This is a genomic window from Streptomyces niveus (assembly GCF_001723055.1).
Classification (GTDB): domain Bacteria; phylum Actinomycetota; class Actinomycetes; order Streptomycetales; family Streptomycetaceae; genus Streptomyces; species Streptomyces niveus.
Map to the genome: position 1 here is coordinate 1 of NZ_MDCR01000384.1, position 11,844 is coordinate 11,844.

12 protein-coding genes and 1 pseudogene are annotated in these 11,844 nt (G+C 70.1%); 5 read left to right on the top strand and 8 right to left on the bottom strand.

Annotated features, from left to right (window positions below; genetic code table 11):
• Window positions 1-189, bottom strand: a 189-nt coding sequence (locus BHU15_RS33835; RefSeq protein ID WP_069630618.1) for a DUF8825 domain-containing protein, incomplete at its 3' end; no start/stop codon positions are given.
• Window positions 190-664: 475 nt separating this feature from the next.
• On the opposite strand from BHU15_RS33835, the gene BHU15_RS33840 reads away from it, so the two are divergent.
• The 3 genes and pseudogenes from BHU15_RS33840 to BHU15_RS33845 all read left to right on the top strand — a co-directional run bounded on the left by BHU15_RS33840 (window position 665) and on the right by BHU15_RS33845 (window position 2,831).
• Window positions 665-1,609: a replication-relaxation family protein gene (locus BHU15_RS33840; RefSeq protein WP_079128559.1), complete on the top strand. Its 945-nt coding sequence runs from the start codon at window positions 665-667 to the stop codon at window positions 1,607-1,609.
• Window positions 1,575-1,763 (top strand): annotated as a pseudogene (locus tag BHU15_RS42370) (DUF8825 domain-containing protein); the annotation flags it as partial. The gene BHU15_RS33840 and the pseudogene BHU15_RS42370, both read left to right, overlap by 35 nt.
• 171 nt (window positions 1,764-1,934) lie before the next feature.
• Window positions 1,935-2,831 carry an aminoglycoside phosphotransferase family protein gene (locus tag BHU15_RS33845; RefSeq protein ID WP_069630627.1) on the top strand — a complete coding sequence of 299 codons (897 nt, stop codon included), beginning with the start codon at window positions 1,935-1,937 and terminating at the stop codon, window positions 2,829-2,831.
• Between the two features lie 766 nt (window positions 2,832-3,597).
• Here the strand turns inward: BHU15_RS33845 and BHU15_RS33850 are convergent.
• From BHU15_RS33850 to BHU15_RS33875, 6 genes are all read right to left on the bottom strand, one after another.
• Window positions 3,598-4,185, bottom strand: coding sequence for a histidine phosphatase family protein (locus tag BHU15_RS33850; RefSeq protein WP_069630619.1), 588 nt, complete (start codon window positions 4,183-4,185; stop codon window positions 3,598-3,600).
• 71 nt (window positions 4,186-4,256) lie between these two features.
• Window positions 4,257-5,888 carry a pyruvate, phosphate dikinase gene (locus tag BHU15_RS33855; protein WP_069630620.1) on the bottom strand — a complete coding sequence of 544 codons (1,632 nt, stop codon included), beginning with the start codon at window positions 5,886-5,888 and terminating at the stop codon, window positions 4,257-4,259.
• Complete coding sequence (locus BHU15_RS33860) at window positions 5,885-6,511, bottom strand: transcriptional regulator (protein WP_069630621.1); 627 nt, start codon at window positions 6,509-6,511, stop codon at window positions 5,885-5,887. The genes BHU15_RS33855 and BHU15_RS33860 overlap by 4 nt, the downstream gene beginning before the upstream one ends.
• Window positions 6,508-6,819, bottom strand: a complete 312-nt coding sequence (locus BHU15_RS33865) for an Lrp/AsnC family transcriptional regulator (RefSeq protein WP_069630622.1) — start codon at window positions 6,817-6,819, stop codon at window positions 6,508-6,510. The genes BHU15_RS33860 and BHU15_RS33865 overlap by 4 nt, the downstream gene beginning before the upstream one ends.
• Entirely contained in the window at window positions 6,820-7,617 is a 798-nt protein-coding gene (locus tag BHU15_RS33870) for an ABC transporter permease (RefSeq protein ID WP_069630623.1), read from the bottom strand.
• Window positions 7,614-8,570: an ATP-binding cassette domain-containing protein gene (locus tag BHU15_RS33875; protein WP_069630624.1), complete on the bottom strand. Its 957-nt coding sequence runs from the start codon at window positions 8,568-8,570 to the stop codon at window positions 7,614-7,616. Before BHU15_RS33875 ends, BHU15_RS33870 begins: the two co-directional genes overlap by 4 nt.
• A 103-nt stretch (window positions 8,571-8,673) precedes the next feature.
• On the opposite strand from BHU15_RS33875, the gene BHU15_RS33880 reads away from it, so the two are divergent.
• Both BHU15_RS33880 and BHU15_RS33885 read left to right on the top strand, forming a co-directional pair.
• Entirely contained in the window at window positions 8,674-9,768 is a 1,095-nt protein-coding gene (locus BHU15_RS33880; RefSeq protein ID WP_069630625.1) for a TetR family transcriptional regulator, read from the top strand.
• A gap of 319 nt (window positions 9,769-10,087) precedes the next feature.
• On the top strand, window positions 10,088-11,302 hold the full coding sequence (locus BHU15_RS33885) for an IS110 family RNA-guided transposase (RefSeq protein ID WP_069630626.1): 1,215 nt from the start codon (window positions 10,088-10,090) through the stop codon (window positions 11,300-11,302).
• Here BHU15_RS33885 and BHU15_RS33890 read toward each other — a convergent pair.
• The gene (locus BHU15_RS33890) at window positions 11,299-11,727 is read right to left on the bottom strand and encodes a hypothetical protein (RefSeq protein ID WP_069630628.1); all 429 of its coding nucleotides are present in this window, start codon (window positions 11,725-11,727) and stop codon (window positions 11,299-11,301) included. The genes BHU15_RS33885 and BHU15_RS33890 overlap by 4 nt on opposite strands.
• Window positions 11,728-11,844 lie beyond the last annotated feature (117 nt).

Below are 11,844 nucleotides of genomic sequence, written 5' to 3' on the forward strand. Positions count from 1 at the left end.
GCGCAGGGCGGGGCGGGCCGCCGGGCGGGAGGCCAGGTGCGGGTGCCAGAACAGGCGGGCCGAGAGCCGCAGCAGCCTTCGCCGGAGCATCGTGTTGTCGGCCGGGCGGCAGACGACGAGCGCCTGATAGGTGGCAGTCCACGCGTGCTGGATACGAACGAGATCGTCGGGGAAAGATCGGTCACTCATCCTTCGATTAGATCGCGTGTTCGATTTCTGTGTCACGCCGGACACGTCCAGCTCACCGGATCCTCGTCGGCACCCGCCGCCGCTGCCCCGTGGCGGCAGGAGCGCTGAGGCCCGCCGACGCGCGAGAAGAACCCCACCGCCCAAATCCCCGCCGCGCGCCGCACGACCACGCCCGCCCTTTTCTCTTTTCTTCGTCGGGCACGGGAGCAGGGGCAGCAGAGGGGATGTCGGGCACCCCGACCACGGGCGAAACCATGTGTTGACCTGCACCGATGCAGAGCGGGCCACGAGCCGGACGGGCGGCTGTCGGTGGGGTTGTCGGACCGGTGGTCGGGGCGACCACGGGCGGTGTTGTCGCATCGTGACCAGATCCGGCTCTGGTGGTCACCGTTGTGGTCGGGGGTGGCTGCTGCCCTGGAACTCGCAGCCGCGGCACCGGTCAGGATGGTGCCGCCCGTACGGGAGGACCAGGAGCATGACGACAACGGACGCGGGTGGTGGGGACCGGCTGGCGCTGGCGGTGCTGACGCAGTACCGGATGGGCACCACAGGGCAGTTGCACCGGGTGCTGGCGCCCAAGGTGAGGATCGAGCAGACCCGGCGCCGGCTGGCGAAGCTGCGCGCCGAAGGACTTGTGGACCGGGTGACGCTGCCTCAGGCCGGGCGGCTGCGTGCGTGGTTCCCGACCGAGTACGGGGTGCGGGTCGCGCTGGAGTGGCCGGAGCTGAGGGAGCGGCGGGCGCCGCGGCTGGTGGCCGATCCGGTGGCCGCGCGGCTGCGGGCCGGGCACGCCCTGGCGGTGACCGAGACCGCGCTCGCGTTCCTCGAGGACGCCCGCCGCCGCGGCGAGACGTGCCTGCCGCTGGACTGGCTGCCCGAAGTGCACCATCCAATCGGCAACGACGAGGCCGTCATCCCCGACGCCCTGCTCTACTACCGGTCCAGTGACGCGATGCTGCGGGCGTTCGTCGAAGTCGACCGGGCCACCATGGGCCCCGAGCGCCTGGCGGCAAAGCTCACCGCGTACGCCCGTCTCCACCGCTACATACCCGGCCGCACCCCCGGACGCCGCTGGCACACCACCACCCAGAGCACCGAAGAGGCGTGGCGGCAGCGGTATCCGCTCTTCCCCCGGCTGCAGTTCGTCCTCGACAGCACCGGCCCCACCGGCATCGACAACCGCATCCGCGCCCTGCACGCCCACACCCGCGACCCGATGGTGAACGCCTTCCTCCGCCACGTCCCGGCCCTCGCCGCACCTGCCCAGAAGGTCGACCGGATGCACTCACGCCACCGTAGGGAGCTGCTTCTCAGCTCCGAATGTCTGCCGCCAGGTCCGTGTGTCACGCATCTTCTTTTATTCGAACAGGCATATCATTCTGCCCGTGACCACGTACGCCTTCCCCGGCGATCTCCGTGACGCCCAGCTGCGTCTTCACCAGGTCGGCGCCGCGTACCGGGCGCTGTGCCAGGCCCTGCCCTGGTCCGTCGAACCGGCGCCCGGGTGGGAGCGCGACAAGCAGCCCTACACCGAGTACCGCACCGGAAAGCCCGACAGCCCCGGCTACACGCATCCGTACTGGCGGACCCTGGAGGCCGGCACCACGGTTGATGCCCGGATGGCGCTCAACCACATCCACGACCAGGACCCGGCACTCGCCGACATCCGTACGGACGAGCGGTCGCTCCGGAGCCTCCAGCCTCGATCGGCCCGGCAGATGCTGAACTCAGTACTGTGGCTTGGCATGACCGACACCGAGATCGAGATCACCGCAGACCTGGTCCGCGACCTGCTGCAGGAGCAACATCCAGACCTTGCAGCGCTGGCGATCCGCGAGGTGGCGGGCGGCTGGGGTAACCAGATGTGGCGCCTCGGGGACGAGATGGCCGTGCGCATGCAGCGCATGGACCCCACCCCGGAGCTCCAGCTCAACGAGCGGCGATGGTTGCCCGTGCTGGCCCCGCGTCTGCCGCTCCCGGTGCCGACCCCGGTGCGGTTCGGCGAACCGTCCGAGCGCTTCCCCAAGCACTGGACCGTGATGACGTGGGTTCCCGGCGAGCCGCTGGACCACGGCTCGATCAGCCGCGGCGACCACGCGGCCGACACACTGGCGGGCTTCCTCCAGGCGCTCCACGTGGAGGCACCCGCCGAGGCGCCGGTCTCTACGCAATTCGGTGCCCATCCCAGGAACTGCACGAACAGCTTCGAGGGCTTCTTCCAGGATGTTGCCCCCGACGACATCGCCGCCGACGTCCGGACCGTCTGGGACGACGCCGTTGCGGCCGACGCGTGGGAGGGCCCGCCGGTGTGGGTGCACGGCGACCTTCATCCCGCGAACGTCGTCGTCTCGGACGGAACGCTCTCGGGCATCATCGACTTCGGTGCCATGTTCGCAGGTGACCCGGCCTGGGACCTCGCCGCCGCGTGGGTACTGCTGCCCGCAGGCACCGCCTCACGGTTCTTCGACACGTACGCGCACGCAGACGAGGCGGCAATCCGGCGCGCCCGCGGGCTGGCCGCGATGAAGAGCCTCTTCCTGATGGCCATGGGGCAGAGCGGAGATCGGGGCCTTCCCGGCGGAAAGCCGCACTGGGGACCTGCAGGCCGGGCGGCACTTGATCGTGTTCTGAAGGGTGTTTGATGCACCTCCTTTGAACTTGTTCTCGATCTTGGTCGAAGGCTGTTCGGCAGTCCACCCTGGTGGGTTCATCGATCACCACGCACAGGAGGAATGCCAAGGTCCACGGCCGTGTGCCGCCCGTGGCCCCGATCGAGCTGACGGAGCTTCTCCTCGGCGCCAGACCAGGCTGACCTGGAGCCCGTCGACCTCGCCGAGCCAGCCTTCCGTCCCGGCTCCGGCGATTCAGGCGATCAAGTCCGGGCGCTGACCGGCTCGTGGCGCGAGCCGGGCGGAGCGGGGTGAGGATCAGGGGTACGGGCGGCGGTTCGGCCGCCCGCGTTCTCCCTACTGGCGGCCCGGCCGCCGTCCGGCCACGGAGGTCGCATGCCATCTGCCATCTGGTCCGGAGCCATCAGCTTCGGCCTGGTCACTTCTCTGGACTAGCGCGCCGTCAAGAGACATTCGTCTCCGAGGCGCCGTGCGATGCGTCGGCGAACCAGCTCTTCATCCTCGTCGGGATACCTGGCCTGTTGTGGGCGCCGGAGCGTGCGGTTGGTACTCGTCCGCTCATCTTGATGGGCCGCGGTTGCGGTCAGCGCAAGGAGGTCTCCTGGCTCGGGCCCACCGCGTCTCAGCGGATACGAGGTGCCCGCCGCGATCGTCTTCAGATCCCGCGCCGCCCAGGGCCCAGGCGGGAGGGGTCGGGGGCGCGGTGATCGGGTGGGGTGAGGCAGTGCCTGGGTGGCGAGCTCGGTGCGCATCGGCTCCAGGGGGCGGGAGCTGGCTCTCACGGTCTGGTGCCCGCTGCGAAGCCTGTCCACCGCAGGTCGGTCGGCAGGTGGCCCATGTCGTTGTACAGGAGCACCGCCGGCGCTGTTCCGTCGCGGTACTCGATCGCCGTGAGTGCCGTGTTGCCGCAGTTCAGACCCAGCCATCGCGCCGGTGGGGCATCGAGAGCATGCCGGACCAGCCAGGCCACCGGATAGGCGTGGGTGATCAGGACTTCGTGGGTCTCGGTCTCGGCGGGACGCGCGAACCTGGTGGTCAGCGCGTCGGAGCGGCGTTCGGCCTCCGCGGTCTCTGCGGGGCCGTATCCGTCGAAGAACGGGGACCGGTCCTGGAGGGCTTGGTCGGGTACGTGCGGTATGTGATCGATGAGTTCGGGTGCTTCAAGGACGGCGACGTTCGGCAGGTGCCTGCCGACGATCTGCGCGCACCGTGTCGCCCTGGGGAGGGGTGAGTGCCAGATCACGTCGACGGGTAGTCCGGCCAGCCGCTGCCCCACCAGTTCCGACTGCCGCCGTCCGATGCCGGTCAACTCGCCGAACGGGTCGGCCGCTCCGTGTCGTACGAGGTATACGTGCCGTGTTGCCATCGTGGTCTCCTGGTGGGCTGCTGGCGGTCGGTGGCGGGTGAGGTTGTTCTCCGGTGGCGGCCCACGACGGGTCAGCGGCGGCGCAGTGCGGCACGGGCCGCTTCGAGGCGCCGGGATTCGTCGCGTTCGCCGTGGTCGCCCGTGATGTCGTCGGCCCAGCCGAGCAGGCGGTGAAGGTGGTGATCGGCTGCGTCTGTGACGACGCGGGGGGTACCGAGGGCGACTTCGCCGCTGGTTCCGTCGATGGTGACGAGGGTGCCCGCGCCGGCGCTGCGGCCGCCGACCGTGATCGAGCCGCCGTGGGTGTCGACGGTGAGGCCGGTGAGGCCTACAACCGCCGGTTTCGACAGGGCTCGGGCGACGACTGCGGCGTGGCTGGCCGGACCGCCGCGTGCGGTGACGATTCCGGCGGCGGCTGCAAGGCCGTGCATGTCGCCGGGGGAGGTCTCCGGGCGTACGAGAATGACCGGGGTGTCCCGGGCCATGCGGACAGCCTGGTCCGCCGTGGTCGCCACCGCACCGGCCGCGACGCCGGGGCACGCGCCGATTCCCCGGGCGAGGATGTCGGCTTCGCCGGACGACGCGATGCGCGGGGTGCGGACGTGTTGGAGGTGCTGCGGGGAGATTCTGAGGAGCGCCTCTTGGCGTGAGATGACGTGTTCGTCCGCGAGTTCGGTGGCTGCGCGGACGGCGGCGCCTCCGGTGAACCGGCCGGGCCGGGTCTGCAGGAACCACAGCTCGCCGGACTGATAGGTGAACTCGACGTAGCAGGCGTCGCGGTGGTGTCGTTCGATCCGGCCCAGGGCGTCGAGGAGTTCTCGCCACACGGCGGGCTCCCGCTCGGCGAGTTCGCGCAGCGGCCGGGTCGTCGTTCTGCCGCCGACAACGTCTTCTCCTTGATGCCCGAAGAGGACGTCGCCGTACGGGACGTTCTCACCGGTGTTGGGATCGCGGCTGAAGGCGACTCCGGTGCCGCTGTGTCCGTCGCGGTTGCCGAACGCCATCGTCTGGACGATCACCGCTGTGCCGAGGTCGTGCGGGATGTCGTTCAGCGTGCGATAGGTCCGTGCGCGGGGTGTGTCCCAGGAGGAGAACACGGCCTCGACGGCCCATTCCAGCTGGCGGTTCGCGTCGTCGGGGACGGGCCGGCCGCAGCGTTCCCGTACGAGAGCTTCAATCGCCCGCGCCGCGTCGGTGAGGTGGGCCTGCCCGCGTTCGGTGCCCGGCGGGGGGTCTCCTCCGGGGGCGGCCTTCACCGCGTTCATGTCCGCGTCGGTGACTGCGGCGGCGAAGCTCGACAGGAAGCGCAGCCGCGAGTCCAGGGCGAAGGGCCGGTCGCCCGTCTCGGCGGTCAGGGCCGTGGTGGCTCCGGTCGTGAGGCCGAGGTTGAGGATGGTGTTCATCATGCCGGGCATCGACGCTCTGGCCCCGGAGCGGACGGACACCGCGAGCGGCTTGCGTGAGCCGCCGAACGTGCGCCCGGTGGAGCGTTCGAGGCTGGTGATCGCGGTCGCGAGTTCGGCGGCAAGTCCTGCGGGAAGGTGCCTTTCCTGGCGGAAGGCTCGGCATGCCCCGGTGGTGACGACGAAGGCGGCCGGGACCCGCAGTCCGAGACGGTGCAGGAGGACGAGGCCGCGTGCCTTGCCGCCAAGTTCCTCCGCTCCCTCTTGTGTTCCGGCGGAGATCGTACGGATCCATCTCATCGCGGGATCCCCAGGGTGGCGAGCAGGTCTTCGTGCAGCTCCGCCCAGATTGTGTGGTAGGACGCGGTGCTGTCGGTCACGTACTCCAGCGCGCCGGAGCCGGCCCGTTCGAGGGCTCCGGCGAAACGGGCGCGGTAGCGGCCGAATCGGGGCAGGGCCGCGGACAGCTCGGCGCAGACGGTCGCGGCACGGCGGTCCAGGTCGGCGAAACGGTCGAGGACCCGGGCGTCGTAGGCGGCGTCGCGGTGGTTGTTGGCGCTCACGACACCGTCGACGGTGCGCAGTTGCCAGGCCCGGCAGAGGTCGAGCAGTTCCGGGTTGAGTACGAGAAAGCGTTCGTACGCCGCTGTCACAGCCGCGCGGGCGGCGGCGGATTCCAGTTCGTCGGTGATCCGTTCGGCGTCCGCAGCGCGGCCGGCGTCCGTGAGCCACCAGCCGGGCATGGGGCCGGCCGTGCGCGTGACGAGTCCGGCTGCCCCGAGATCGATCAGCTCGGACTCGACGTCGAACGCGTCGAGTCCGGTGACCAGACGGAGGCGGTCGGGGCCGGTCGCGCCGGTGCAGCGCAGGGCGTGCAGCACCAGCAGGCCGGGTCCGGTGGTTCGGGTTTCTGGCTGGTTCATGTGGTGTCCCCCTGGTGTGTGGTTCGGCCGGCGGAAAGGCTGCTGGTGACGCGGGAGGCGAATCTTCTGTGTGCCGCCTGTCTCGACACGTCCAGGACTGCGGCGATCTCGGTCCATGACCTGCCGTCGCGGCGCGCGTTCTCGACGAAGTGCTCGACGAGCTGTGCGGCAGTGTGCTCCAGGGCCGCCGCGAGGGCGGTGGCCGTGGTGACGTGCTGAGTGTCGGACACCTCCGGGTGCTCCGCGAGGACGCCCGAGATCAGCGGGCCGAGGGATACCGGCATGGTGTGGTCGGTCGGCACCGTCACTCACTCCTGGCGTCCGTAGGCGCGGACCGCGAGTGGGCAGAAGACGCCGAACAGGACGGCTGACCACAGCAGTGTCAGGCCGGCGCTCCCGTCGTCCGGTGTTCCGTTCAGCAGGGCCCGGCAGGCGTTCATGACGTGGGTGACGGGGTTGATGTCGGCCCAGGCACGCAGCCATCCGGGCAGGGTGTCGGTGGGGGCGCCGAGGCTGCTGCCGAGTTGGAGCGGCAGGAAGGTGATGAAGCTGAACGACAGCACGGCGTCGGCGCTCTTGACGAGGACCCCGATGAACACCATGGCCCAGCTGAGGCAGAACCCGAACAGGATGGCGAGTCCGGTCGCGCCGAGCGCGGCGAGGAGACCGCCCTGGACACGGAATCCGAGAAGGGTGCCGATGAGGAAGAGGATCGACACGGCGACGAGGTACCGGAGGAGGTCGGCCGCCACGGAGCCGAGAAGCGGCGCCGTACGGCCGATGGGAAGGGAGCGGAACCGGTCGGTGACGCCGTTCTTCAGGTCGAGATTGATGGCCGACGCGGTGGAGATCATGCCGGCCAGGCCGGCTCCCATGGCGAGGATCCCGGGGAACAGGTACTGCAAGTACTCGGCGGTGGAGCCGGCGACCGGGCCGCCGAAGAGATACAGGAACAGGACCATGAACAGTGCGGGGGTGATGACGCCGTTGATGACCGGGCCCGGATTCCTGGCGCTCTTGAGGAGACTGCGCCGGGCGAGGATTCCGCTGTGTCGGAGGGTGGCGAAGCCCCGGGTCCTGCTGGTGCCGGGGAGGGTGGCGGTCATGCTGCGTCCTTGGCGTCGGCGGTGGGGGTCCCGGTCAGGGAGAGGAAGACCTCGTCGAGGCTGGGCAGGCGGAACGCGAGTTCGCCCACGCCGATGCCGTGGCGCCGGATCTCGGCGGTGATCTCGAAGAATTCCGTGTCACCGGCGACCGGTACGGTCAGTTCGTGGTGGCGTGACCGGTCGGGCTCCCGTCCCGCGACCCGGGCGACAATCTCTGCGGCGCGGCCGAGGTCGGCTGCCTCGGCCGGGCGGAGCACCACGGTGTGCCCGCCGGCCTCCCGCTTGAGATCCGCCGGGGTGCCAGAGGCTATGACCCGTCCGTGGTCGATGACGGTGACCTCGTCGGCGAGGGCGTCGGCCTCCTCGAGGTACTGCGTCGTGAGCAGCACCGTCACGCCGTCCTGGGCGAGCTCCCGGATCATCTGCCACAACTCGTCGCGCTTTCCGGGGTCCAGACCGACCGAGGGCTCGTCGAGGAAGATGACCTTCGGGCGCCCCACCAGGCTGGCGGCGAGATCGAGGCGGCGCCGCATCCCTCCCGAGTAGGTGGCGGCGCGCCGGTCCGCCGCCGTGTCGAGGCCGAAGCGGGAGAGCAGTTCGTCCGCCCGCCGGTCGGCGTCGTGCCGTCCGAGGTCGAGAAGCCGGCCGATCATGACCAGGTTGGCCCGGCCGGACAGCTCGTTGTCGACGCTCGTGTGCTGCCCCGACAGCGCGATGAGCCGGCGGACCCGGGCCGGGTCCCGTTGTACGTCGATCCCGGCCACACGCACCTGGCCCGCGTCGGGGCGCAGCAGGGTCGCCAGCACACGGACCACGGTCGTCTTGCCCGCGCCGTTGGGCCCCAGCACCCCCAGCACCCGGCCCCGGGGAGCCGAGAGGCTCACGCCGTCGACCGCTGTCGTCCGGCCGAATCTCTTGACGAGTCCCTCGACCTCGAATCCGTTGTCACTCACGGGTGTCACCCACCGACAATCTCCAATGCTCTCGTTATCCAGATAACGCAATCATCTGGATGTTGGCCGTATCATGGCACGGCGGAAGCGGAAGGGGAAAACGATGGCGAGACTGACCCGTGCACAGCAGCAGGAGCGGACCCGCGCGACGGTGCTGGTCGCGGCCCGGCAGGAGTTCGCCGAACACGGCTACGCCGAGGCCAAGATCGAGCGGATGGCCGAGCGGGCCGAACTGACCAGAGGCGCGGTCTACTCCAACTTCACCGGCAAGCGCGCGCTGTATCTCGCGGTGCTCGCCGACGACGCCGAACAGGCCCGTACCCGCGCCGAACGCCCCCTGGAATCACCCGCCTCCACCGGGCCGGCCCTGGGCGCCTTCGCACGGGTCTGGCTCGAACGGCTGCCCCTCACCGGCGACACCCCGGGGAGCGGCCACCTCCAGCTGCGCTCGCTGTCCGGAGTGCTCGACACCGAGCCGGCCCGTACCGCACTGGCCGAACTCCTCCGGTTCGAGGCCCTGCTCCTCGCCTTGGCGCTGGAACCGCACACCGCCCTGCGCCGCTCCACGGTACGTACGGCCGAACTCGCCCTGACCCTGCTCAACGGTGCGGCAAGCCTCGCCGAGAACGCCCCTGGGACCAGCGATCCGTTCGACCTCGCCCGCGCCGCCGAGCACCTGTCCGGCATCGCCCTGCCCGACGGCGGAGAACCGGCGCACCTGCCCTTCGTCGCGCCGGCGCGGCCGGCGCAGGACCCGTGGGCGGCGCCCTCCGGACTGCGCGACGAGATCACCGGCGGCAGCGTCGGCCTCGGCGACGACGGTGTGGTGATCGTTCTGGGCGTCGGGCGGCTGTCGGCGGCCGAGGAGACGGTGACCGCGGCGCGGCCGGGCGACCAGGTGACGTTCGTCGTCGTCACGAACGATCCTGCCGAGACCGGCCGGCTGGCACGCCTGCGGATCACCGACCTCACGGGCTCACTGCGACGGGTGTTCACCGACGGAGAACTGCCCCGGCCGCGCGTAGTGTTCGACGACGACGGCACGGTCGCCGCAGCGCTCGGCCCGAAACCGGCCGACGACCACACCGAGACCGCGATCCGCGTACACGACGGTCTGATCGTGGCCCGCGCGGAAGGACGAGGCGCCGGCCACGCCGCAGCCACCCACCCGGCCCACGGCCCCCGCCGGCCCACGTGACACGCCCCTGCCCTCACGATCCCGGCCCGGGTACCACCGGTGGCCGGCCTGAGCACCGCGGCCGAGTCCAGCAAAATCCCCCCGTTACCTTTTTCATGGCTCCGCAATGGGGCCTCCGGCCTTCGGGTCCGGCATGACTTCCCCCCCTTGTTTTTCATGATCCGGGGGGTGGTGTCACCGGGCCCGGAGGCATCGACAGACCGCTAATGAGGGGCTTGAGCACCGGCTTCACCCGAGCCGGAAGAGCTCTCCGTAACGTGGATGTGGCAGCTCGGTGCCCAGGCAAGGCCGGACGAAAGCGTGATAGAGGGGCCTGCACGTGATCGACACCGGCGACATCGACGCATTCCTCGGCCTGGACGTCGGCAAGGGCGAACACCACGCCACCGCCGTCACCCCGGCCGGGAAGAAGGCGTTCGACAAGCGGCTGCCCAACACCGAACCCAAGCTCCGCGAGCTGTTCGCCAAGCTGAAGGCCAAGCACGGAACGGTGCTGGTCGTGGTCGACCAGCCGGCCTCGATCGGCGCCCTGCCGCTGGCGGTCGCGAGGGACATGGGCTGCCCGGTCGCCTATCTGCCGGGGCTGACGATGCGGCGGATCGCCGACCTCTACCCGGGTCAGGCCAAGACGGATGCGAAGGACGCGTTCATCATCGCGGACGCGTCCCGCGCGATGCCGCACACGCTGCGGGCGATCGACGGCGAGGACGAGACGATCGCCGAGCTGGAGATGATCGTCGGCTTCGACGACGACCTCGCCGGCGAGGCCACCAGGGTCGCGAACCGCCTGCACGGCCTGCTGACCCAGATCCATCCCTCGCTGGAACGGGTCCTGGGACCGCGGTTGCAGCACCCTGCCGTCCTCACGCTGCTGGAACGGTTCGGGTCCCCAGCCCAGATACGCAAGGCAGGCCGACGGCGGCTGGTCACCCTGCTGCGGCCGAAGGCGCCGAGGATGGCCGAGCGGCTGGTCGAGGACATCTTCGCCGCGCTGGACGAGCAGACCGTGACCGTCCCGGGGACCGAGGCGGCCGCACTGATCGTCCCGAGCCTCGCCGGATCTCTGGCCGCAGTCCTCGACCAGCGCAAACTGCTGGCCGGGCGGATCGAAGAACTTCTGGACGCCCACCCTCTTTCGAAGGTCCTGACGTCGATGCCGGGAGTCGGCGTCAGGACCGGAGCCCGCATCCTGATCGAGGTCGGCGACGGCAGCACCTTCCCGACCTCCGGCCACCTCGCCGCTTACGCGGGTCTCGCCCCGGCGACCCGCAGTTCCGGGTCGTCGATCCGCGGCGAACAACCCTCCAGGAGAGGCAACAAGCAGCTCAAACGGGCCTTCTTCCTCTCCGCGTTCGCGGCCCTGGGCGACCCGGCATCCCGGGCCTACTACGACAAGAAGATCGCCCAGGGCAAGCACCACACCCAGGCTCTACTCTGCCTCGCCAGACGCCGGGCCGACGTCCTCTCCGCGATGCTCCGCGACGGAACCTTCTACGAACCGCAGCCGGTCCGGGCCGTCGCTCCGCAGACCTAGACCATGGTCAAGAGGTGTTCCGTGGGGCTGTAGTCGATCTTCCAGTCGGCATAGACCCCGCAGAATCCGTCCTTGATGCACCGCAGGCCCACGGTCACCCAGCGGACCGATCCGCCGTCGCCGAGTGAGAACGCGACCGCGGCCTCGAACTCCTCGCTCCCGCAGGGACAGCCAGCCGCACCGGGCTCGTCGTCCTCCCAGGACTCCTCGTTCCAGTACTCCTCGCTATCCGCGATGAACGCGCGGCTGCCGCAGCCAGAGCACTCCCGTTCCGCTCCGGACGCATTGACCAACACGAAGAACACACGACCGCCGCACCCACACACGGAAGGAGCGATCTTCACCGGGCGACCGTCAACCGCACCCCGCAGGAACACCACGAGCTCCGCGGGGACACCCTCACCAACCTGGTCATCAGCATGCACGGACACATCGTTCCAGACGCCCCGAACTCACACCCGACCAGCTTGACCAAAGACATAGGGGCACCCGGACGCCCCCCTCATCCGGAAATGATCCCAGCACGGACAAGGCAACAGCCC